This is a genomic window from Roseibium limicola (assembly GCF_017313085.1).
Taxonomy (GTDB): domain Bacteria; phylum Pseudomonadota; class Alphaproteobacteria; order Rhizobiales; family Stappiaceae; genus Roseibium; species Roseibium limicola.
This window is the reverse complement of the sequence record NZ_JAFLNF010000001.1, coordinates 670,838-692,467: the sequence shown is the minus strand read 5'-3', so window position 1 is coordinate 692,467 and position 21,630 is coordinate 670,838. Positions and strand designations below refer to the sequence as shown.

19 protein-coding genes are annotated in these 21,630 nt (G+C 58.8%); 2 read left to right on the top strand and 17 right to left on the bottom strand.

Annotation, left to right across the window (positions count from 1 at the left end; translation table 11 throughout):
- Positions 1-25: 25 nt before the first annotated feature.
- The 5 genes from J0X15_RS03040 to J0X15_RS03020 all read right to left on the bottom strand — a co-directional run bounded on the left by J0X15_RS03040 (position 26) and on the right by J0X15_RS03020 (position 6,635).
- On the bottom strand, positions 26-463 hold the full coding sequence (locus J0X15_RS03040; protein ID WP_206938090.1) for a universal stress protein: 438 nt from the start codon (positions 461-463) through the stop codon (positions 26-28).
- 20 nt (positions 464-483) lie between these two features.
- Positions 484-3,117 (bottom strand): TRAP transporter permease, encoded by a 2,634-nt coding sequence (locus J0X15_RS03035; protein WP_206938089.1) that lies wholly within the window; start codon positions 3,115-3,117, stop codon positions 484-486.
- 177 nt (positions 3,118-3,294) lie between these two features.
- Positions 3,295-4,257 carry a TAXI family TRAP transporter solute-binding subunit gene (locus tag J0X15_RS03030; RefSeq protein ID WP_209015013.1) on the bottom strand — a complete coding sequence of 321 codons (963 nt, stop codon included), beginning with the start codon at positions 4,255-4,257 and terminating at the stop codon, positions 3,295-3,297.
- A gap of 135 nt (positions 4,258-4,392) precedes the next feature.
- The gene (locus J0X15_RS03025; RefSeq protein ID WP_206938088.1) at positions 4,393-5,730 is read right to left on the bottom strand and encodes an aspartate aminotransferase family protein; all 1,338 of its coding nucleotides are present in this window, start codon (positions 5,728-5,730) and stop codon (positions 4,393-4,395) included.
- Positions 5,727-6,635 carry a MurR/RpiR family transcriptional regulator gene (locus tag J0X15_RS03020; RefSeq protein ID WP_206938087.1) on the bottom strand — a complete coding sequence of 303 codons (909 nt, stop codon included), beginning with the start codon at positions 6,633-6,635 and terminating at the stop codon, positions 5,727-5,729. The genes J0X15_RS03025 and J0X15_RS03020 overlap by 4 nt, the downstream gene beginning before the upstream one ends.
- A 90-nt stretch (positions 6,636-6,725) precedes the next feature.
- On the opposite strand from J0X15_RS03020, the gene J0X15_RS03015 reads away from it, so the two are divergent.
- The gene (locus J0X15_RS03015; RefSeq protein ID WP_209015058.1) at positions 6,726-7,571 is read left to right on the top strand and encodes a BKACE family enzyme; all 846 of its coding nucleotides are present in this window, start codon (positions 6,726-6,728) and stop codon (positions 7,569-7,571) included.
- Positions 7,572-7,719: 148 nt separating this feature from the next.
- Here the strand turns inward: J0X15_RS03015 and J0X15_RS03010 are convergent, their stop codons facing one another.
- From J0X15_RS03010 to glpD, 8 genes are all read right to left on the bottom strand, one after another.
- On the bottom strand, positions 7,720-8,691 hold the full coding sequence (locus J0X15_RS03010; protein ID WP_206938085.1) for a pirin family protein: 972 nt from the start codon (positions 8,689-8,691) through the stop codon (positions 7,720-7,722).
- Positions 8,692-8,827: 136 nt separating this feature from the next.
- A complete protein-coding gene (locus J0X15_RS03005) occupies positions 8,828-10,537 on the bottom strand; it encodes an ABC transporter substrate-binding protein (protein ID WP_206938084.1) in 1,710 nt (569 codons plus the stop codon).
- 77 nt (positions 10,538-10,614) lie between these two features.
- Positions 10,615-10,887 carry a DUF2160 domain-containing protein gene (locus J0X15_RS03000; protein ID WP_206938082.1) on the bottom strand — a complete coding sequence of 91 codons (273 nt, stop codon included), beginning with the start codon at positions 10,885-10,887 and terminating at the stop codon, positions 10,615-10,617.
- Positions 10,888-10,905: 18 nt separating this feature from the next.
- Positions 10,906-11,757 (bottom strand): carbohydrate ABC transporter permease, encoded by an 852-nt coding sequence (locus J0X15_RS02995; RefSeq protein WP_206938081.1) that lies wholly within the window; start codon positions 11,755-11,757, stop codon positions 10,906-10,908.
- A complete protein-coding gene (locus J0X15_RS02990) occupies positions 11,758-12,630 on the bottom strand; it encodes a carbohydrate ABC transporter permease (protein WP_206938080.1) in 873 nt (290 codons plus the stop codon). It abuts the gene before it with no gap.
- Positions 12,630-13,706: an ABC transporter ATP-binding protein gene (locus tag J0X15_RS02985; protein WP_206938079.1), complete on the bottom strand. Its 1,077-nt coding sequence runs from the start codon at positions 13,704-13,706 to the stop codon at positions 12,630-12,632. Before J0X15_RS02985 ends, J0X15_RS02990 begins: the two co-directional genes overlap by 1 nt.
- A gap of 13 nt (positions 13,707-13,719) precedes the next feature.
- Positions 13,720-14,808: an ABC transporter ATP-binding protein gene (locus tag J0X15_RS02980; protein ID WP_206938078.1), complete on the bottom strand. Its 1,089-nt coding sequence runs from the start codon at positions 14,806-14,808 to the stop codon at positions 13,720-13,722.
- 38 nt (positions 14,809-14,846) lie between these two features.
- Complete coding sequence (gene glpD / locus J0X15_RS02975) at positions 14,847-16,427, bottom strand: glycerol-3-phosphate dehydrogenase (RefSeq protein WP_331461867.1); 1,581 nt, start codon at positions 16,425-16,427, stop codon at positions 14,847-14,849.
- Between the two features lie 262 nt (positions 16,428-16,689).
- Between glpD and J0X15_RS02970 the strand changes: the two genes are divergently transcribed.
- Positions 16,690-17,469: a DeoR/GlpR family DNA-binding transcription regulator gene (locus J0X15_RS02970; protein WP_206938076.1), complete on the top strand. Its 780-nt coding sequence runs from the start codon at positions 16,690-16,692 to the stop codon at positions 17,467-17,469.
- A gap of 5 nt (positions 17,470-17,474) precedes the next feature.
- Here the strand turns inward: J0X15_RS02970 and uxuA are convergent, their stop codons facing one another.
- From uxuA to kduI, 4 genes are read right to left on the bottom strand one after another with little or no spacing between them, the layout of a single operon-like run.
- Positions 17,475-18,641, bottom strand: coding sequence for a mannonate dehydratase (gene uxuA / locus J0X15_RS02965; protein ID WP_206938075.1), 1,167 nt, complete (start codon positions 18,639-18,641; stop codon positions 17,475-17,477).
- Positions 18,638-20,080, bottom strand: a complete 1,443-nt coding sequence (locus tag J0X15_RS02960; protein ID WP_231710244.1) for a mannitol dehydrogenase family protein — start codon at positions 20,078-20,080, stop codon at positions 18,638-18,640. Before J0X15_RS02960 ends, uxuA begins: the two co-directional genes overlap by 4 nt.
- Positions 20,070-20,798 (bottom strand): 2-dehydro-3-deoxy-D-gluconate 5-dehydrogenase KduD, encoded by a 729-nt coding sequence (gene kduD, locus J0X15_RS02955; RefSeq protein WP_206938073.1) that lies wholly within the window; start codon positions 20,796-20,798, stop codon positions 20,070-20,072. Before kduD ends, J0X15_RS02960 begins: the two co-directional genes overlap by 11 nt.
- On the bottom strand, positions 20,795-21,619 hold the full coding sequence (gene kduI, locus J0X15_RS02950; protein ID WP_206938070.1) for a 5-dehydro-4-deoxy-D-glucuronate isomerase: 825 nt from the start codon (positions 21,617-21,619) through the stop codon (positions 20,795-20,797). The genes kduD and kduI overlap by 4 nt, the downstream gene beginning before the upstream one ends.
- Positions 21,620-21,630 lie beyond the last annotated feature (11 nt).

Genomic DNA, 21,630 nt, shown 5'->3' with positions numbered 1-21,630 from the left:
TTGGCGTTCGCAGGTGTGTCCAGAACTACTCGGTATCGTCGCGCACCACGTAGACCGACTGGCGAGCGTGGCGGACGACGCGTGCCGCATTGGGGCCGAGCAGATAATCGCTCAGCTCAGGTCGATGCGCCCCCAGCACGATGAGCTGGCAGCCCAGACTTTCCGCTACGCGGTTGATCTCATCATAGATCGTGCCATGGGCAATGTGGCCTTTGACCTGTTGCTCTTCGGGAGCCTTGTCCTGCAAGAAACTCAGGAACGCTTCCTTGGCCCGCCGCAGCATGGCTTCCTCGTCCTTGGGTTCGAAATACGACCCGACGAGTGGCATGCGGTAGGTGGGAACGACCATAAGTGCATGAAGCTCAGCCGAATGCAGCTTGCTGAGATCGCTTGCGGTCTTCAACAGATGCTCCGATGAAGCCTCATCGGCGATATCGAGGGCAACCAGTATCTTGGTGATCATGTCGGTCTCCTCATGTGCGGTTAAAAGGCCGGTACGGTCTGACGGCGACGCTGCATCATGACCACCACACCAAGAAGCAGGAGGGCCGGGATGTAGAAGACTTCCTTCGGCATCCGCTCTGCCGGGGTCTGAACCATGGCAACGACGACGCTTTCGTCGGCGTAATAGTCATAGCCCTGAAGATCGGTGAAGTAGCGGGTCCCCGGGAATGGCTCTTCCAGCAGCATTTTGTCGCCGTCTTCCATGACAGCCAGCCCAATGTTGGAGAGGCGGGTTTCGCCGTCTGCCGGTTCGCCCATTTCGAGCAGCATCGTCAGGTTGTCGATCTGATCCGGATTATCGAAATCCGGACCGGCGATCTGAACTCGCAGGGTGCTGTTGGCTGGTGCCTGACCGGCGAGCTCGACAATGTCGGTTCCCGGATGATTGACGAAAGGCTCTTGCGCATAGTCGAGCCAGAAACCTGGTCGGAACAGGGTGAAGGCAATGAGCAAGAGGGCTGCGGTCTCCCAAATCTTGCTGCGGGCCAGGAAGTAGCCTTGCGTCGCCGCCGCAAACAGCATCATCGCCGCGACCGCGACAATGAAGATGAAGACGGCCTTGAACGGGCCGACATCAATCAGCAGCAACTCGGTGTTGAAGATGAAGAGGAAGGGTAACAGCGCTGTCCGGATATCGTAGGAGAAGCCCTGGATACCGGTCTTGATCGGATCGCCACCTGATATCGCCGCTGCGGCAAAGGCCGCAAGGCCGACCGGCGGCGTGTCATCTGCCAGAATGCCGAAGTAGAAGACAAACAGATGCACGGCGATCAGTGGAACGATCAGCCCGGACTGGGCACCAACCGTGACAATGACCGGCGCCATGAGGGACGATACGACGATGTAGTTCGCAGTTGTCGGCAGGCCCATGCCGAGAACGAGGCTCATGACGGCGACGAGAAGCAACATCAGAATGAGGTTGCCACCGGAAAGATATTCGACGAACTCACCGACGACCTGATGCGCACCGGTTAGCGAAACTGTGCCAACGATGATGCCGGCAGCGCCAGTGGCAACTCCAATGGCGATCATGGCGCGGGCGCCGGATATCATCCCATTCAGGAAGTCCTGTCCGCCCTGACGCAGGCCGTCGGCAATGGTGCCGGTTTTGCGCAGAATGGACTTCAACGGGTGCTGTGTCAGCACGATGAAGATCATCGAGATGGTCGCCCAATAGGCGGAGGTCGTCGGCGACAGACGTTCGACCAGAATGCTCCAGATCAGAACGACGATCGGCAGCAGGAAATAAAAGCCGGTGACGGCCACGTCCCAGGGGCGGGGAAGTTCGTCAATCGGGGCATTCGGATCATCCATTTCGAGATCCGGATGACGGGCCGCAACCGTCAACAGAGTGAAGTAGGCTGCCAGGAAGATCAGGACGGCAGCGCTGAAAGTGAGGTCGGGGAAAACGACCTTGATCCAGCCGAGGCCGTAGTAGACAGCAGCGGCGAGCACGCCCATCGCGATGAAGCCAAAGAGAACGCCGGAAAGGCGCTGGGCGACGGTCGCGGTGACTGTCGGGCGCTTCATGCCCTCGAGACCGAGTTTCAGGGCTTCCAGGTGAACGATGTAGACCAGCGCAATGTAGGAAATGATGGCAGGCAGGAAGGCATGCTTGATCAGCTCGGGATAGGAAATTCCGGTGAATTCGGAAATCAGGAAGGCGGCGGCACCCATCACCGGCGGGGTCAGCTGACCGTTGGTCGAGGATGCGACTTCAACGGCACCAGCTTTTTCGGGCGAGAACCCGGTGCGCTTCATCAGCGGAATTGTGAAGGTGCCCGTGGTGACCACATTGGCGATGGATGAACCGGAATAAAGACCGGAGAGGGCGGAGGCGATGACAGCGGCCTTTGCAGGGCCACCACGCAGATGGCCGAGCAGCGCGAATGCGAGCTTGATGAAATAATTTCCGGCACCGGCTTTTTCCAGCAGTGAGCCGAAGAGCACGAACAGGAAGATCATCGAGGCAGAGACGCCAAGGGCGACGCCGAAGACACCCTCCGTCTGCATCCAGAAGTGCCACATGGCCTTGCCGAGAGAAGCGCCCTTCCACTGGATGGCCTCCGGCATGAAGGAGAGGTGTCCGAAGAAGACGTAGAAGACGAAAACGCTGGCGACAATCACGAGAGGCAAGCCAAGAGCGCGATAGACCGCGATGCCGAGAGAGAGCATGCCAATGATCGAGAAGGTGATGTCAGCCGTCGTCGGCAAGCCTGCGCGGTTGGCGATATCTTCCTTGAAAAACAGCAAATAAAGACAGGATGATGCGCCTAGAATGGCGAGTATCCAGTCATACCAGGGCACGCGATTGCGCGGACTGGATTTGAACAACGGATAGGCCAGCATGGCCAATACCAGGGCAAAGGCCAGATGGACCTGGCGGGCTTCCTGGCTGTTGTAGACGACGTTGACGCCGAAAGTCTCGGTCAGCACATAGGGAATGTTGGACGCAATATAGAGTTGGAAGCTCGACCAGATGAAAGCCACTGCGAGGATAAACTTTCCGACCAGTCCCGTTGCCGAGCGTGCGCCGGTTTCGACTTCAGCCACCATCATGTCGACATCGACATTTTGTTTTCGCTTTTCAGTCTGATTGGTTTCCATCGACATGCTTGAACCCCACAAATTCCCCATAGGCACCTAGAGAAGTGTGCCCCGTCCCCAGCCATCCGTCCATCGCCGCCATTAAAAAAAGCGCGCTTGGTCGTCGATAATCTTTTGAATGTAAAGCAGAATAGAAAAAGGCCGAGCACCGCGTGGCGCCCGGCCTTTCAAATCGGGTTGGACTTACATCCAGCCGCGTTCCTTGTAGTACTTCACAGCGCCCGGATGCAGAGGAGCGGAGAGGCCGTCCTTGATCATCTGCTCTTCCTTCAGGTTGGCGAAAGCCGGATGCAGCTTCTTGAAGGCATCGAAGTTGTCGAAGACAGCTTTGACGACAGTGTAGACAACCTTGTCGGACACATCGGCCGAGGAGATGAAGGTCGCGCCAACACCAAAGGTGGTTACGTCGTCGTCGGTGCCCTTGTACATGCCGCCCGGAACCGTCGCGACGCGGTAGTAAGGATTGTCGGCGATCAGCTTGTCGATCGGCGCGCCAGCCACGGAGACGATTTCAACGTCGCAGGTGGTTGCGGCCTCGGTCACGGCTGCAGCCGGGTGACCAACGGTGTAGATCATGGCGTCGATCTTGCCGTCACACAGAGCCTGGGCCATTTCGGAGCCCTTGAGTTCTGCGGCCAGAGCCAGATCGTCCATGGTCATGCCGAAAGCGTCCATGACAACTTCCATGGTGGCGCGCTGGCCGGACCCCGGGTTGCCGACGTTGACCTTCTTGCCCTTGATGTCTTCAAAGCCGGCAATGCCTGAGCCCTGGCGAGCGATCAGGGTGAATGGCTCCGGGTGAACGGAAAAAACGGAACGTTCTTTTTCGAACGGGCCCTGATCTTCGAACTTCGAAGTGCCCTTGTAGGCGTGGTACTGCCAATCGGACTGGGCAACACCGAACTCCAGTTCGCCAGCGCGAACCGTGTTGATGTTGTAGACCGAGCCGCCTGTGGATTCAGCCGAACAGCGAATGCCGTGCTCTTTGCGATCCTTGTTGACGAGACGGCAGATGGCGCCACCGGTCGGATAATAAACGCCGGTCACGCCGCCGGTGCCGATGGAGATGAACTCGTCGGCAGTTGCTGCGGAGGCAGTCAGGCCGAGGGCAAAGACCCCGGCAATTGCGGTTTGCATCAGTTTCATTGTCGTTCCCCTGTCTAATTGTGGGCGGTGGAACAAGTCCGCGCCCAGTCAAACACAGGCTGGGTAGCCTGCGAAAGTCTTTAAAAGGTGTCTGTGTTCCAAAACCGGTTTGTGTTGGTGCGTTTTTCCCCGTTTTCAGGTCTCAGTCAACGAAGCCAGAGAGGTTTCAACAGCTGCTCCCAAGCGATCACAGATGATTTCAACCTCTTCAGGTGAAATGATAAAAGGCGGTGCGATGAGAACATGGTCGCCGACGCGGCCATCAATCGTTCCGCCCATCGGATAGACCATCAGACCCTGGCTCATCGCCTCGCGCTTTATCCTGGCATGAAGCTTCAGCGCGGGATCGAAGGGTGTCTTGGTCTCCCGGTTCTGAACCAGTTCGATGCCGCGGAAGAGGCCGCGACCGCGAATGTCGCCGACGTGCGGGTTCTGACCAAAACGTTCCGTCAGTCTTTCGGCAAGCAGTTCGCCCATGGCGAAGACATTCTGCAGGAGGTCATCGCGTCGGATGATGTTTTGCACTGCCAGTCCGGCCGCGGCCGCCATCGGGTGCCCCATATAGGTGTGGCCGTGCTGGAAGAACCCGCTGCCGGTTTTGAAAGCTTCAAAGATGCCGGTACTCATCAAGGTTGCACCGATGGGCTGATAGCCGCCTCCCAGCCCTTTGGCGATGGTCAGCAGGTCAGGGCTTATGCCGTCTTGCTCACAGGCATGCAGTGTGCCGGTCCGGCCCATGCCGCACATCACTTCGTCGAGGATCAGCAGCACGCCGTAGCGATCACAAATCTCGCGGATTTTCTTGAAATATCCGGGAGCTGGTGGAACAGCGCCTGCCGTTGCGCCGACAACCGGCTCGGCAACGAAAGCCATGACGTCATCCGGCCCGAGCTCCAGGATCTTGGTCTCAAGCTCCTCGGCTGCGCGCTGGCCATAGTCTTCGAGCGTTTCGTCTTCTCTTTGCTCGCGATAGGCAAAGCACGGCGCAATGTGGTGGGTCTCGATCAACAGCGGACTGAACTGGCTGCGGCGCCACTCGTTGCCACCGGCGGCCAGCGCCCCAAGGGTGTTTCCATGGTAGCTCTGACGACGGGCAATGACATGCCGCCGCTGCGGCTTGCCGACTTCGACGAAATACTGCCGCGCCATCTTCAGCGCGGCCTCTACAGCTTCGGATCCGCCACTGACCAGATAAACATGGTCGAGACCTGCCGGGGCGTCTGCAATCAGTCGATCCGCCAATTCCTCGGCAACATCAGTGGTGAAAAAGCCTGTGTGGGCGTAGGCCAGCTTGTCGAGCTGTGCGTGCAGCGCACTGAGCACATCCGGGTGACCATGACCGAGGCAGGAGACGGCGGCACCGCCAGACGCATCCAGATAGGCCTTGCCGGATTGATCCATGACGTAGGCACCCTTGCCGCCAACAGCGACAGGCAACTGGGTGTTGATGGATCTGTGGAGCAGATGGGTCATGGTATTTTTCGTCCCTCAGAGGCGAGGCTCACGCGCCGTGTCGTGGCGTGGGTGTTGAAGTCGCTGTGATATGTGTCGAGGCTCTGGAGCGCCTGCAGGGTCTGGTCGCCGCCATAGCCGGCGACCAGCACCGCGAGCACTTCTGCCAGCGCAAAGGCCGGCGTCATCGTGTGATAGAAACCGGGGCTTTCAGTAGCGGCGATTAATGCATGGGCGGACAGCTTGGCCAGCGGCGAGACGGGGCTGTCGCTGAGAACCACAAGCCGGACATTGCGTGACTTTGCGTAGGTCGCAATGTCGAGGGTCCGCTGGGTATACGGCGAGACACTGGAGGCGAAGAGCACATCTTCCGGGCCTGCATGACGGATCGGATCAGAGCCAGTTCCAGCGATGGCGTCCAGCAACACGGATTTATCGCTGATCAGCGACAGGATGTAGTGCATCTGCCAGGAAATCGGGTGGCTGGCACGCATGCCGAGGCAATAGACACGACGGGCATCTGCAAGCAATCGGGCGGCGGATGTGATCTCTGCAAGAACATCGGGGGCCGCCAGGGCTTCGATCTGACGGGTGATCGCAGATAGCAGGTTGGAGGCTAACGCCTGGTCACCTTCCAGCTTCTGACGCTTGGCATGGGCGGACCCACGTGTGGCAAAGCCACCTGTGAATTCACGCATGGCATCGGCATAGTGGGCGCGGACATCGTCGTAGCCCTCATAGCCGTGCTGCTTTGCCAGGCGCATCATCGTCGCAGGCTGGACCCCGGCACGGCGCGCCTGCTCACGCATCGACAGCAACGCCACGTCGCGCGGGTTGTCGATGACGTAACGGGCTGCCTTTTGCAGTTCTGTCGTCAAATCATCGAAACGCGCAATCAGGTCGTTGGTGAAAGGATGGTGAACCATGGGCGGCATCCTAAACCGGAAAATTTGCGGCTTGCAACATTTGTTTCAACGATGAACAGTTATGTTCAAATGAATCATTGAGTGACCGATATGACATCAACTTGCCCTCTGCAGACAACCGCCATTGCCGTTGCGCCCAATGGCGGACGCAAGACCAAGACAGAGCATCCGAACCTGCCGCTTGGCGCTGCCGAGCTGGCCGCCACCGCCGCCGATTGCCTGGCCGAAGGAGCGGCCATGATCCACGTTCATGTGCGCAAGGCGGATGGATCTCATCTGCTTGATGCGGACGCCTACCGGGGTGTGATCGACGCTATTCGGGAGAAGCTCGGGGACCGCATCGTGGTTCAGGTCACCAGTGAGGCACTGGGGGTCTATTCAGCTTCGGAGCAGATCGAGGTGGTGAAGGCGACACGGCCGGAGGCGGTGTCATTGGCGCTGCGGGAACTGGTGCGCGAACCGGCGGACGAAGCGGCGTTCTTTCGCCTTCTTGAGTGGATTCGCAAGGAAAAGGTTCTGCCTCAGATCATCCTGTTTTCACCTGAGGAGGCTTTGCTGCTGGAGCAGATGCGGCAAGCAGGAAACCTGCCGTTTGCTGATGTTCCCGTGCTGTATGTTCTGGGCCGTTACACCAAGACGCAAACTTCCGTGCCTGCCGATTTGCTGCCGTTTCTGGCAGAGGGTCAGCCGGTGTTCCGGCACTGGAGCGTCTGCGCTTTCGGCCAGTATGAGACTGCCTGTCTGACGACAACGGGCTTGCTGGGCGGGCACTGTCGCACCGGCTTTGAAAACAACACAGCCCTGCCCTCGGGCAAGATCGCGGGCTCGAACGCAGAGCTGGTCGAGATTTTGGCTGGCAGTCTCAAAGGGCTTGGGCTGGAGTTGATGGGGGCGGATGAACTGCGGCAAAGCGTCATGAATGTCTTGAATGGGTAGACTGGTCTTTGCATAGCCGTCATCTCCGCCGTCAGAGCCGGGATCGGTGAGACGAGGATTTTCGTTGGTATAGGGGGCCCATCGGCACCGGATCTTTGGGCTGCTCCCTTGGCCGGGGTGACAAAGCTGATGCTCGCTCGCTTTATGTTCAAACCTTCGGTTTCTTCAGCTTCAGGCGGTCCATGTCCGGCGTGATCGGGATGAACTCGTCGTCATCGCCGGGCGGCAGAGAGAAGGGGCCGTTGGACCAGTCAGCGGCTTTCCAGGCTGACTTGGCTTCTTCGATCTTCTCAGGCGATGACGAGACGAAATTCCACCAGATGTAGCGCGGGCCGTTCAGGGTTTCGCCGCCCAAAGCCAACAGGCGCGCCCCGGCAGCCCCTGCGCGGATGCTGATGGCGTCGCCGGGGCGGAAGATCATCATGCGCCCGGCCTCAAAAGTCTCACCGGCGATTTCCACCGAGCCCTGGGTGATGTAGACGCCACGGTCTTCGTGATTGTCGGGCAGGGGTACATGGGCGCCTGACTGCAACGTCACGTCGGCGTAGAAAATCTCGCTCTGCATGGTGACAGGGGCCTGCTCGCCCCAGGCCGTGCCGAGGATCAAACGCGCGGTGGCGCCTTCGGCCTCGAGAAACGGTAAGTCTGCCTGTTTGTGGTGTTCAAAGGCCGGGGCCATCTCTTCCTTGTCTTCCGGCAAGGCGACCCAGGTCTGTACGCCGTAAAGTGAATGCCCTGTTGTGCGGGTCTCAGGACTGGTGCGCTCTGAATGGGTGACCCCGCGGCCGGCGAGCATCCAGTTGACTTCACCGGGGTGGATCATCTGGCTGGTGCCAAGGCTGTCGCGATGCTGAAACTCTCCCTGAAACAGATAGGTCACGGTCCCCAGCCCGATATGAGGATGTGGGCGCACATCGATACCGCTGTCGGTCAGAAATTCGGCAGGGCCAACCTGATCGAAGAAGATGAAGGGCCCGACCATCTGGCGTTTCGGCGAGGGAAGCGCGCGCCGAACTTCAAACCCGCCGATGTCGCGGGCGCGAGGAATGATCAATGTTTCGATACTGTCGGATGAGCCTGGTGCAAATGCATCAGGGCCCTGGTTCGGATTCCAGCTCATGATGTCAGCCCTTTTCGGTTGAGATTGACTCTAGGGTGTGATGCCCGGCAATACGAGACCGGGTGGTTTGAACAGAGTGTCAAAGAAAAAGGCGGAGCCGAAGCCCCGCCTTTCCATGGTGTTAAAGTGGCTAAGCTTAGTTCCAGCTTGCGACCAGGCTGTCGTAGTCGACTGTGATCGGGTCCGGCTTGTCGTTGGCAAGAGCTGCCTTCGGTGCGCCGTCACGCTCAAGCCAGGCTTCTGCGCTTTCTTCTTCGTTCAGCTTCGGACCAAGGTCGCCCTGGACGCCAGCGCGTTCAAGACGCTGCAGCACGCGCTCCATGTCGGAACACAGGCTGTCGAGGGCCTCCTGCGAGCTCTTGGCACCGGCCATGGCATCGCCAATGTTCTGCCACCAGAGCTGAGCCAGCTTCGGGTAGTCAGGAACGTTGGTACCGGTCGGGGACCACTGTGTGCGGGCCGGCGAACGGTAGAACTCGACCAGACCGCCGAGCTTCGGAGCACGCTCGGTGAAGCTCTCATGCTCCACTGTCGACTGGCGGATGAATGTCAGGCCGACGTGGGCCTTCTTCACGTCCACTGTCTTGGAAGTGACAAACTGGGCGTAGAGCCAAGCAGCCTTTGCATTGTCGACCGGAGTTGACTTCATCAGCGTCCAGGACCCAACGTCCTGATAGCCGACCTTCATGCCTTCTTCCCAGTATGCGCCATGCGGCGACGGAGCCAGACGCCACTTAGGAGTGCCATCTTCGTTCATGACCGGAAGGCCCGGCTCAACGAGTGACGCCACAAAGGTGGTGTACATGAACATCTGCTGGGCGATGTTGCCCTGGGCCGGAACAGGTCCAGCTTCAGAGAAGGTCATGCCCATGGCGGCCGGGGGGGAGTACTTGTTCAGCCAGTCAATGGCCTTGTCCACGGCATAGACGGCCGCAGGCGAGTTGGTTGCCCCGCCACGTGCCATACAGGCGCCTACCGGCTGAGACTTGTCGTTGACGCGGATGCCCCACTCGTCGACAGGCAGGCCATTCGGCTCGCCTTTGTCGCCCATTCCAGCCATCGACATCCAGGCATCAGTGTAACGCCAGCCGAGGGACGGATCCTTCTTGCCGTAGTCCATGCTGCCGAAGATTTCCTGACCGTCAATGTTCTTGCCGGTGAAGAATTCCGCGATGTCTTCATAGGCCGTCCAGTTGACCGGAACGCCTAGTTCGTAGCCGTATTTTTCCTTGAACTCGGCCTTGATGTCCGGATCGGTGAACCAATCATACCGGAACCAGTAAAGGTTGGCGAACTGCTGGTCGGGAAGCTGGTAAAGCTTGCCGTCCGGAGCAGTGGTGAACTGGGTTCCGATGAAATCGTCCAGATCGAGGCCCGGATTGGTGACGTCAGCAGCTTCGTTGGCCATCCAGTCGGTCAGATTGCGCACTTGCTGATAGCGCCAATGCGTACCGATCAGATCACTGTCGTTGACGTAACCATCATAGATATTCTCGCCCGACTGCATCTGGGTCTGCAGTTTTTCAACCACGTCCCCTTCGCCGATCAGGTCGTGTGTGACCTTGATGCCGGTGATGGCGGTAAAGGCCGGAGCCAGAACCTTGGACTCATATTCGTGGGTGGCAATGTTTTCCGAAACCACCTTGATTTCCATGCCGGACATCGGAGCTGCAGCATCGATGAACCACTGCATTTCCTTTTCCTGATCGGCACGGGACAGGGCTGACTGGTCAACGATTTCCGCATCCAGGAATTGTTTCGCTTCGTCCATCCCGGCAAAAGCCGGAGTTCCGAGCGTTCCGAGCACAAGCGCGAGGGCTGTGCCGGTTTTAAGTGAACGTATCATTCCACTCCTCCCAAGGTTGAGTTCTTTCAGTTCAGAAGCCCGACCGGTTCCTCCCAGGAACGGGCTTAAATTCCTCGTCACACCCAGCGAAAAACGGCTGTTGCATAAACGAGGCAGAGAATGAGAGCCCACCATTGTGGGTCACTCATTGTTCCAAGCCAGGCCAGATTGATGAAGGCCGAGCCGAGAAGGGTAATGAACAGGCGGTCACCGCGCGTTGTCTCGATCCGCAGGACCCCGAGGCGCGGGGTCTCGGGATAACGGATTGCGAGCACGGTGAACGTCAGCAAAGCAAGGGCGATCACGCAGAAGAAGATCGCGGTCGGAACTGTCCAAGCCATCCAGGCCATGTCGATGTCTCCTTTCTGTCAGACCCGCCCGAGGGCAAAGCCCTTGGCGATGTAATTGCGCACGAAATAGATCACCAGAGCGCCCGGCACGATGGTGAGAACACCAGCTGCGGCGAGCACGCCCCAGTCCATGCCGGAGGCCGAAACGGTGCGGGTCATGGTGGCGGCGATCGACTTCGCGTCGACTGAGGTCAGTGTGCGCGACAGCAACAGCTCGACCCAGGAAAACATGAAGCAGAAGAACGCCGCGACGCCGATGCCACTGGCAATCAGGGGCATGAAGATCTTCATGAAGAAGCGGCCGAACGAGTAACCGTCGATATAGGCGGTCTCATCGATTTCCTTCGGCACGCCGCGCATGAAGCCTTCGAGGATCCAGACGGCCAGTGGAACGTTGAACAGGCAATGGGCCAGAGCAACGGCGATGTGGGTGTCGAACAGCCCGACGGACGAATAGAGCTGGAAGAACGGCAGGGCGAAAACTGCCGGTGGCGCCATCCGATTGGTCAGAAGCCAGAAGAAAAGGTGCTTGTCGCCCATGAAGTGATAGCGCGAGAAAGCGTAGGCTGCTGGCAGTGCAACGGAAATCGAGATTACCGTGTTGATGACCACATAGATCAGCGAGTTGACGTAACCCATGTACCAACTCGGATCGGTCAGGATCGTCCGATAGTTGTCGAACGTCAGATCTTGCGGCCAGAGAGAGAAGGTCGACAGGATCTCGGTGTTGGTCTTGAGGCTCATGTTGAGCAGCCAGTAGATTGGCAGCAGCAGGAAGACCAGATACAGGGTCATCACCACGGCACTGCCGTTGACCCAGGGAAGGACGCGGCTTTTCGGCCGGGAAATCTCGGTCGCAGCAAGGGTCATTTATGCACCCTCCCTTTTCTCAAGGTTGGTCATCACTGTGTAGAACACCCAGGAAATCAGCAGGATGACCAGGAAGTACATGATCGAGAAGGCGGCTGCCGGTCCAAGGTCGAACTGTCCAAGCGCCATCTTCACCAGATCGATGGAGAGGAAGGTCGTGGAATTGCCCGGTCCGCCGCCGGTGACCACGAAAGGCTCGGTGTAGATCATGAAGCTGTCCATGAAGCGCAGCAGGATGGCGATCATCAACACGCCCTGCATCTTCGGCAGCTCGATGAAGCGGAACACAGCCAAGCGGCTGGCCTGATCGATCTTGGCGGCCTGATAATAGGCATCCGGGATCGACTGCAGACCGGCGTAGGCAAGCAGTGCGACAAGCGAGGTCCAGTGCCAGACATCCATGATGATGACGGTGGCCCAGGCGGCGAAAAAGTCCTGCGTGTAGTTGTAGGGGATACCGATCTTGTCCAGGGTGTAGCCGAGCAGGCCGATGTCGACACGGCCGAAGATCTGCCAGATCGTGCCAACGACATTCCACGGCACGAGCAGGGGCAGGGCCATCAGCACCAGGCAGAGTGAGGCCCAGAAGCCTTTTTTCGGCATATTCAGGGCAACAAAGATACCGAGCGGAACTTCGATCGCCAGGATGATGGCCGAGAAGACGAGCTGACGCGAAAGCGCGTTCCACATCCGCTCGGAGTCCAGCATTTCACTGAACCATTCAAGGCCGGCCCAGTAGAACTCATTGTTGCCGAACGTATCCTGAACTGAATAATTGACCACGGTCATTAGAGGAATGACGGCAGAAAATGCCACCAGCACCAGAACGGGCAAAACGAGGAACCAGGCTTTCTGATTGACGGTCTTTTCCATCACGCGGCCTCCCCCTGCACACGCCAGTCGTCGTGGTAGACATTGATATGAGCCGGGTCGAAAGTGACCCTGTTCATGTCCGGGGAAATGGTTTCGTCTTCCCGTGCGATGATGCTGATATCGGTGCCGAAGAAGTCGGCGCGAATGATCTTGTGGCGACCGACGTCCTCGACGCGCCGAATGTTGACCGGCAAACCGTCGGTTTCGGACAGGCGGGCGTAGTCCGGGCGGACACCGATGGCGACATTGCCCGACAGGCCCGTATAGGCTTCCGCAAGCGAGAGCTGGGAGCCATTTATGTAGGCTTGATTGCCTTCGACCCGCGCTGGGATGATGTTCATGCCCGGGGAGCCAATGAAGTAGCCGACGAAGGTGTGTTCCGGCCGCTCGAACAGCTCTTCCGGCGTGCCCATTTGCACAACCCTGCCTTCGTGCATGACGACGACCTTGTCGGCAAATGTCAGCGCTTCGGTCTGATCATGAGTGACATAGATCATCGTGTGGCCGAATTCCCGGTGCAGAGACTTTAGCTGCGTCCGCAACTCCCACTTCATATGCGGGTCGATCACCGTGAGTGGCTCGTCGAACAGCAGGGCGTTGACGTCTTCACGCACCATGCCGCGTCCGAGGCTGATTTTCTGTTTGGCGTCGGCGGTCAAGCCCTGGGCCTTGCGATCCAGCTGGGCTTCCATGCCGATCATCGCGGCGATGGCTTGAACGCGCGAGGCGATGTAGGCCGGTCTCTCACCGCGATTGCGCAGCGGGAATGCCAAGTTCTGACGGACAGTCATCGTGTCGTAGACCACCGGGAATTGAAACACCTGAGCGATGTTTCGGTCTGTCGTTGGTGCGAAGGTGACATCGCTGTCGCCAAACAGGATGCGGCCCTGACTGGGTTGCAGAAGGCCTGAAATGATGTTCAGCAGTGTGGATTTTCCGCAGCCGGACGCTCCGAGCAGCGCATAGGCCTCGCCATCGTTCCAGACGTGGTTCAGCTCCTTCAGGGCGTAGTCGGCCTCTTTCTTGGGATTGGGGCTGTAGGAATGCGCCAGATTATCGAGTGTTATTCTTGCCATGTCTCAACTCTCCTCAAGCGGCTGCGGCGTAGGACGCCGGAGCGACCAGGCCACCGTCGGTGTCGAAGATGTAGACATGCGCCGGGTCAAGGTAGACCGGCAGGGGCTTGTCCAGCGGCAGATTGTGGACGCCATGGATCAGCCCGACCCAGCGTTCACCGTTGTGGTCGAGGTGAATGAAGGTTTCTGACCCCGTGATTTCGGTGACCGACAGTTGGGGGTGAAACTCCATTGCGTCGGCGGCGTGCCGACTGACTTCCAGATGGTTGGGGCGGAAGCCAGCCATGTAGCGGCCGTCGGGCAGATGTGCCAAAGACCCAGATGCCGAGGCGGACTGGCCATCGCCGAACATTAGCTTGGCACCGGTCTTGGAAACCTGGAGGAAGTTCATCGGCGGGTCAGAGAAAACTCGTGCTGTGGTCGCATCAACCGGCTTGCGGTAGACAGTCGGTGTGTTGCCGAACTGGGTTACGCGACCTTCCCACAGAGTTGCAGTGTTGCCGCCCAGCAGCAGGGCTTCTTCTGGCTCGGTGGTGGCATAAACGAAGATTGACCCGGCTTTTTCGAAGATCCGCGGAATTTCAGCGCGCAATTCCTCGCGCAGCTTGTAATCCAGATTGGCGAGCGGCTCATCGAGAAGCACCAGTCCGGCGTTTTTCACCAGCGCACGGGCGAGCGCGCAACGCTGCTGCTGGCCACCGGACAGTTCCAGCGGCTTGCGGTCCAGCATTGCGCCAAGCTTCATCATGTCGGCGGCTTCGTGGACGGCCGTATGGATATCCGACTTGGATTTTCCCATCAGCCGGAGAGGGCTGGCAATGTTCTCGAAGACGGTGATCGACGGATAGTTGATGAATTGCTGATAGACCATCGCGACGTTGCGTTTTTGCACCGGCACCGCAGTCACATCTTCCCCGTTCCACAGAACACGACCTTCTGTCGGTCTGTCGAGACCGGCCATCAAGCGCATCAGTGTGGTTTTGCCCGAAAGTGTCGGGCCGAGAAGCACGTTCATCGTGCCGCCCTGCAGGGTGAGGTCGATGGGGTGAATGTGGGTCTCGCGACCCGTCCCTTTCGACACGCCCTCAAGTTGAAGTGTCATTTTGTCCTCCCAGACTACCGAAGTGCGACCATTCTCCCTTAGGCCGCGTAGTCCATCATCCACTGATTCAAATGCTGAATTTGGCTGGCGTCCAGACGCAAGCCCAGCTTGTTTCGGCGCCAGACCACATCCTCAGCGGACTTGGCGAATTCGGTTTTTATCAGCCAGTCGACTTCCCGTTCGCTCAGGGTTGCGCCGAAGTCCTGGCCAAGATCCTCTGCACGGGCAGCGCCTGCAAGAATATTCCAGGCATCGGTTCCGTAGGCCCGCACCAGGCGCCAGGCCCACCGGTCGGTTAGAAACGGAAAGTCAGTCTTCAGCTTCGCGACAAGCTTGTCAAAATCCCCGACTGCGAAATCCCCGCCCGGCAGCGCGACGCCGGCGGTCCATGGATCTGGCAGATCGGGAAAGAACTCGCCTATCGCTTCCAGGGCGCTTTCAGCCAAGCGACGGTAGGTGGTGATCTTGCCACCGAAAATGTTCAACAGCGGCGCGCCAGAGATCTTCTCGACCTTGAGTGTGTAGTCGCGGGTTGCCGCCGTCGCTGAAGAGGCGCCGTCATCATAAAGCGGGCGAACGCCGGAGTAGCTCCAGATGATGTCGTCCTGCGTGACAGGTGTCTTCAGGTATTGGCTGGCGAAGTCGATCAGGTACTGCTTTTCCTCATCGGTGCACACGGGGGGGGTGGCGGGATCCGGATGATCTGAATCCGTGGTGCCGATGAGGGTGAAATCGCGCTCATAAGGGATGGTGAAGATGATGCGTCCGTCAGTGCCCTGCAGGAAATAGCATTTGTCGTGCTCATAGAGTTTGCGGGTCACAATATGGGATCCACGCACCAGACGAACATCCTCGCGGGTGTTGGAATGGATCGTCTGGCGCAGGATGTTGCCAACCCAGGGACCTCCGGCATTCACGACCATACGGGCTTGAACAGTCGAGGTTTCGCCGCTGGCTTCGTCCACCATTTCGATCGACCAGATGCCGTCGGTTTGCGTCGCTGCCGTGACCCTTGTGCGGGTTCGGATGTCGGCGCCACGATTGACCGCATCGCGGGCGTTCAGAACGACGAGGCGCGAATCCTCGATCCAGCAATCGGAATACTCATAGGCCTTGGCGAACCTGTCTTGCAGAGGATCGCCTTCTACGGATCCGGACAGCTTCAGCGTGGCCGTACCGGGCAGGATCTTGCGTCCGCCGAGGTTGTCATAAAGAAAGAGCCCGAGGCGGATCAGCCAGGCTGGCCGGCGTCCCTTCATCCAGGGCATGAACGTGTTGAGCAGCTTCGAAGTTGGCGTTGCGCCTTCGAAACGCATGTCCTCGTGGTAGGGCAGGACAAAGCGCATCGGCCAGCTGATGTGCGGCATGGCGCTCAGTAGAACTTCACGCTCGATCAGGGCTTCGCGGACAAGCCGGAACTCAAAATACTCCAGATAGCGCAGGCCGCCGTGGAACAGCTTGGTGGAGCTTGATGACGTCGCTGAAGCCAGATCGTTCATCTCTGCAAGCAGAACGGACATGCCACGCCCGGCTGCATCGCGAGCAATGCCGCATCCGTTGATGCCGCCGCCGATGATGAGCAGGTCTACAATGTCATTTGCGTCTGAACGACGTTCCACCCCGGCCTCCCGCCTGAATTTCCTGCAGACATACGAACATAATTGGCGGTTAACAGTCAAATGAATTGTTCGTTTATTTTCGTTTGGTTTCTTTTGATGTGAAATCAATGGCTTAAATCGAGCGTGAAGTGAAAATCCGCTGATTTGCATCCCTTTCGCATTTGCGAGCGAGCGTTTTGCGCTGCACCTAAGGGCAATTTTCACGAGGCTTGTTCGCAAAAGGAAAGTTCGGCATTCTAAAACGCGTAAAAAGGAACATTAAATGTCGCAAGCGTTCAGATTGCCGGAAATACTCGAAATTGCCCGGGCCGAAGGCAAGGTCACGGTGGATGATCTGGCTGATCGCTTCAAGGTGACAGTTCAGACGATCCGGCGTGATTTGGCTGAGCTTGCCGAGCTTGGTCGTCTCGAGCGGGTGCATGGCGGCGCGGTGCTGCCGTCAGGCGTTTCGAACATCGGCTATGAGGAACGACGCGGCCTGAACCATTCGGCCAAGGCGTCGATTGCGCGGACATGTGCCCAGGCGATCCCGGACGGAGCCTCTATCTTCATGAATATTGGAACATCGACCGAGGCAGTGGCGCGGGAGTTGTTGAACCACAAGGATTTGCTGGTGGTCACCAACAACATGAACATTGCCAACATCCTGGTCGATAACCCTGACTGCGACATAATCGTGGCCGGGGGCATGGTGCGGCGCGCAGATGGCGGGCTGATTGGCACGTTGACGATGAAGACCATCGAACAGTTCAAGTTCGACCTGGCGGTCATCGGTTGCTCGGCGATGGACGAAGATGGCTGGTTGCTGGATTACGATATTCAGGAAGTTGGCGTCAGCCAGACGATCATTGCACAGTCGCGGAAGATTTATCTGGTCGCCGATCAGTCAAAGCTGCAACGCAACGCCCCGGCGCGTATCGCCTCCTTGCAGGAAGTCGACATGTTCTTCATCGACGATCCCCTCCCGGCGAAACTTGCGCAGAAGTGCCGGGAGTGGGGTGTCGAAGTTCAGATTTCACGCCAGGGAAAAGTCTCGGGATAGGTCCTTCAGGCCTGACCGGCGATCACACCGCGCAGTTCGCACAAGCCGCGAAGCCGTCCGATCAACGGGTAGCCGGGATGGGTTTGCTTTGCCGCATCTCCGAGCATCTCGTGACCATGGTCCGGGCGGAAGACGATGCTGCAATCCTTGCGCCCTTCGGTCGTGCGGCGCTTTTCTTCAGCCAGAAGGGCGCGAATGAGGTCGACCATGTCGGTGTCCCCTTCCAGATGCGCGGCTTCTTCAAATGACCCATCCGGATCCTTGCGCACGTTGCGAAGATGGGCAAAGTGGATTTTATCTGCGAATTCACGGGCAATCGCGGGCACGTCGTTGGCCGGGTTGGCACCTAGGGATCCCGCACACAGGGTCAGCCCGTTGGCAGGGCTGTCGACTGCGGCAAGGTTCCACCGGATGTCGTCTGCGCAGGAGACAATGCGTGGCAGCCCGAGAATGTCGCGAGGCGGATCATCGGGATGCACCGCGAAGACCAGTCCCAGCTCTTCGGCTGTTGCAATGACCTCAGAGAGAAAACGGCTGTAGTTCGCCCGCAAGTCGCTGTGGGTCATGCCCTCATACGGCTTGAGGGCTTCGCGTAATCCCGGCGCGTCATAACGCTCATAGGCTCCTGGGAGCCCGGCCATGATGGCGTTGGTCAGCACTTCACGGCTTTCCGGCGTGCTTTGATCGATCCAGACCTTGGCGGCTGCGAGATCCTGTGGGGTGAAATCTTTCTCGGCGCCGGGGCGTTCGACCATATAGACATCGAACGCCGCCATTTTCGGCAGCGAAAACCGCAAGCATGTCGCGCCCGTTGCGACAGGGGCGTTGAGGTCGGTGCGCGTCCAGTCGAGCAGCGGCATGAAGTTGTAGCAGATCACCTTGATGCCGCAGTCTGACAGGTTGGCCATCGACTGGCGATAGTTGGCGAAAAGTTCCGTCAGATCGCCGTCACCGCGTTTGATGCGCTCGTGGATGGGCAGGCTTTCGGTCACCTGCCAGCTGAAACCTGCGCGCTGGATCTGATTGCGTCGTGTTGCGATGACATCGCGGGTCCAGACTTCGCCGTAAGGCACTTCATGTAGCGCCGTGACGATGCTGGAGGCGCCTGTCTGGGCAATCTCGCCCAGGGAAATCCGGTCGAAATCACCGTACCACCGCCATCCTTCGATCATGCCATATGCTCCAGAACTGGTCGAACGCCGTCCATGCTGAGCAGGATGTAGGCAGATTCCACATGCAGGCGCAGACCTTTTACCAACTGCGGGTCGAAGATTTCCTCAACCGACAAGAGCGCGACGACTTTTTCGCCGGGCGTTGTCCCGCTGTCGGACAGGGCCTTCAGCTTGTCGGCGAGGGGATCTCGCACATCGATGGGCTTGCCGTCCAGATCGGTGCCGCCAACGTAAATCATCCAGGCGGCAATTGCCGTTGACAGTCCGAGGCAATCGCGTCTGTCGGCCAGGTTGTCACGGACAGTGCCGAGCAGTCGTTGCGGAAGTTTTTGACTGCCGTCCATGGCGATCTGCCAGGTGCGGTGACGGATCGCCGGGTTGGCATAGCGCTGGAACAGAGCTTCCGCATAAGCTTTCAGATCGACACCGGGAGGCGGCGTGAAGGAGGGCATGATTTCATGCCGCCACAGATGCGTGACAAATTCGGCAAACACCGGATCGGCAACCGTCTCGGAGATGGTTTCGTAGCCTGCGAGATAGCCGAGATAGGCAAGAGATGAATGGGTGCCATTGAGCATCCGGATCTTCATGTCTTCATATGGCGTGATGTTGGCGACAAGCTCGACGCCGACAGCGCCAAAGTCGGGCCGTGCATCTGCGCCGTAGGCTTCGACGAAATCATCCTCGATGACCCACTGACGAAACGGCTCGTGCAGCACGGGGGCTTCATCGAGAACGCCGGTCTTGGTTGCGAGCGCGTCGATGTCTTCCGGCTTGGTGGCCGGCACGATGCGGTCGACCATAGACGAGGGGAAGCGTCCTTCCTCGGCAATCCAGTGTGCCAGATCCGCATCGAGCTTACCGGCGAACTCCAGGACGATGCCGCGCAAAAGACGGCCGTTGTCAGGGAGGTTGTCGCAGCTCAGCACGGTGAAAGGCGGCAGCCCGGCATCACGACGCCGGGCCAGAGCCTGCACTAGGAAGCCGATTGACGAGACGGGATGCTCACTGTCGAGGTCGTGGCTGATGTCCGGATGGGCCATGTTCAGGCGCCCGGTTGCCGGATCGTGGCAATAGCCCTTTTCGGTGATGGTCAGCGTGACCAGCCGAATGCCCGGGTCGGCAAGTGTCGCCAGCACGGCGTCCGGGTCCTGTCGCGCAACAAGAACATCGGTGACAACGCCGACCTGATGCAGCTGTTCCCCGTTGGGCCCAAGTTCCTGCGCGGTATAGACGAAGTCCTGCGGGGCCAGCCGGTCGTGCATGGCGGAGCTTTGCAGGCTGACACCGATAATGCCCCAGTCGCCGCCGGAAGCTTGCATGGCCTCTTCGATGTAGAGCGCACCGTGGGCGCGGAAGAAGGCACCAAGTCCCAGATGGACGATGCCGGGAACGGGTTTCGCGGCCTTGCGGGTCAGACGCGGCAATTCAGCGGGCAAGCCAGCCTCCATCAACATTGAGTATGGCGCCGTTGATATATTTTGCTGCAGGCGAAGACAAGAACACTGCTGTTTCCGCAATATCGGAAGGTTCACCCCAGCGACCGGCGGGAATGCGTTCGAGGATCGCCTGATTGCGGTCCGGATCGTTGCGCAGCGCTTCGGTGTTGTTGGTGGCGATGTAGCCGGGGGCAATGGCGTTGATATTGATGCCCTTGGCGGCCCATTCGTTGGCGAGAATCTTGGTCAGCCCTGCGACACCATGTTTGGCGGCCGTATAGGAGGGAACACGGATGCCGCCCTGAAACGACAGCAGAGAGGCCACATTGACGATTGCGCCGGCGCCATTGCGCGCCAGAACGGCCTTGCCAAACGCCTGACATGTGAAAAACACCGCCTTCAAATTGACGTCCATCACGTCGTCCCAGTCGGCCTCTGAAAAGTCGACGGAGTCGGCGCGGCGGATAATGCCGGCGTTGTTGATCAGGATGTCGATCTGCTCATTGTCGAACAAGCTGGCAGCAGCCATCGGGTCGGCAAAATCGAGCGGGACATGGCGTCCCTTGCTGACTTTCTCCAGCGTTTCATCGCAATCCCGGCGGGCAGCGCAGAGAACTTCTGCTCCTGCCACGCTCATGGAAATGGCGATAGCTTGGCCAATACCGGTGTTGGCGCCTGTAACCAGGGCCTTCTTGCCTTCCAGTGAAAACGGGTTCACCGCAAATCCTCCATCGCAACCATGTCCATGTCTGTGAAGTCGACGTTGTCGCCGGCCATCGCCCAGCAGAAGGTATATGCGCCTGTGCCGGCACCGCAATGGATCGACCACGGTGGGGAGATCACAACGTCTTCATTTGCCATTACCAGATGACGGGTTTCCTGCGGTTGCCCCATGAAGTGGAACACCCGCTGGTCCGGGCCCAGTTCGAAGTAGAGATAGGCTTCCATACGGCGATCATGCAGGTGAGCCGGCATGGTGTTCCAGACGGAACCCGGCGCGAATTGGGTGTAGCCCATCAGCAGCTGGCAGCTGTCGGCGACTTCCGGATGCAGGAACTGCAGGATGACGCGCTCGTTCGATGTCGCTGCCGAGCCGAGTTCGACGCGGCGTGCATCATTGACGGTGATCAGGCGGGTCGGGCAAGTGCGGTGCGCCGGTGCCGATAGAATATAGAAGCGACCGGCACCGGACAGGGTGATCGGGCCAGCGCCCATGCCGACGTAGAGAACGTCGCCCTGTCCCACGGTATGGGTCTTGCCCTCGACTGTGACTTCACCGGCATCGCCGATGTTTAGAATACCCAGCTCGCGACGGTCGAGCAGGGACGGGGTGCCGGCTTCCTTGACGTGGTCCAGCGTCAGGGAGCCGTTGCCAGGGACTGCACCGCCGACGATGAGGCGATCGTAATGAGTGTAGACCAGACGGATCTCCCCCTCGGCAAACAGGCCGGAAGCGTGAAAGTTCTGGCGTAGGCCCTCTGTGTCGAGACCTTTTGCAGTGGTCGGGTCGATGGCGTAGCGGGTTTCAACAGTAAGCATGGAACAGGTCC

Excerpts from the sequence above, each read along its gene's own strand:
- J0X15_RS03040 (WP_206938090.1), bottom strand. The coding sequence starts at position 463 with ATGATCACCAAGATACTGGTTGCCCTCGATATCGCCGATGAGGCTTCA.
- J0X15_RS03035 (WP_206938089.1), bottom strand. The coding sequence starts at position 3,117 with ATGTCGATGGAAACCAATCAGACTGAAAAGCGAAAACAAAATGTCGAT.
- J0X15_RS03030 (WP_209015013.1), bottom strand. The coding sequence starts at position 4,257 with ATGAAACTGATGCAAACCGCAATTGCCGGGGTCTTTGCCCTCGGCCTG.
- J0X15_RS03025 (WP_206938088.1), bottom strand. The coding sequence starts at position 5,730 with ATGACCCATCTGCTCCACAGATCCATCAACACCCAGTTGCCTGTCGCT.
- J0X15_RS03020 (WP_206938087.1), bottom strand. The coding sequence starts at position 6,635 with ATGGTTCACCATCCTTTCACCAACGACCTGATTGCGCGTTTCGATGAT.
- J0X15_RS03015 (WP_209015058.1), top strand. The coding sequence starts at position 6,726 with ATGACATCAACTTGCCCTCTGCAGACAACCGCCATTGCCGTTGCGCCC.
- J0X15_RS03010 (WP_206938085.1), bottom strand. The coding sequence starts at position 8,691 with ATGAGCTGGAATCCGAACCAGGGCCCTGATGCATTTGCACCAGGCTCA.
- J0X15_RS03005 (WP_206938084.1), bottom strand. The coding sequence starts at position 10,537 with ATGATACGTTCACTTAAAACCGGCACAGCCCTCGCGCTTGTGCTCGGA.
- J0X15_RS03000 (WP_206938082.1), bottom strand. The coding sequence starts at position 10,887 with ATGGCCTGGATGGCTTGGACAGTTCCGACCGCGATCTTCTTCTGCGTG.
- J0X15_RS02995 (WP_206938081.1), bottom strand. The coding sequence starts at position 11,757 with ATGACCCTTGCTGCGACCGAGATTTCCCGGCCGAAAAGCCGCGTCCTT.
- J0X15_RS02990 (WP_206938080.1), bottom strand. The coding sequence starts at position 12,630 with ATGGAAAAGACCGTCAATCAGAAAGCCTGGTTCCTCGTTTTGCCCGTT.
- J0X15_RS02985 (WP_206938079.1), bottom strand. The coding sequence starts at position 13,706 with ATGGCAAGAATAACACTCGATAATCTGGCGCATTCCTACAGCCCCAAT.
- J0X15_RS02980 (WP_206938078.1), bottom strand. The coding sequence starts at position 14,808 with ATGACACTTCAACTTGAGGGCGTGTCGAAAGGGACGGGTCGCGAGACC.
- J0X15_RS02970 (WP_206938076.1), top strand. The coding sequence starts at position 16,690 with ATGTCGCAAGCGTTCAGATTGCCGGAAATACTCGAAATTGCCCGGGCC.
- uxuA (WP_206938075.1), bottom strand. The coding sequence starts at position 18,641 with ATGATCGAAGGATGGCGGTGGTACGGTGATTTCGACCGGATTTCCCTG.
- kduI (WP_206938070.1), bottom strand. The coding sequence starts at position 21,619 with ATGCTTACTGTTGAAACCCGCTACGCCATCGACCCGACCACTGCAAAA.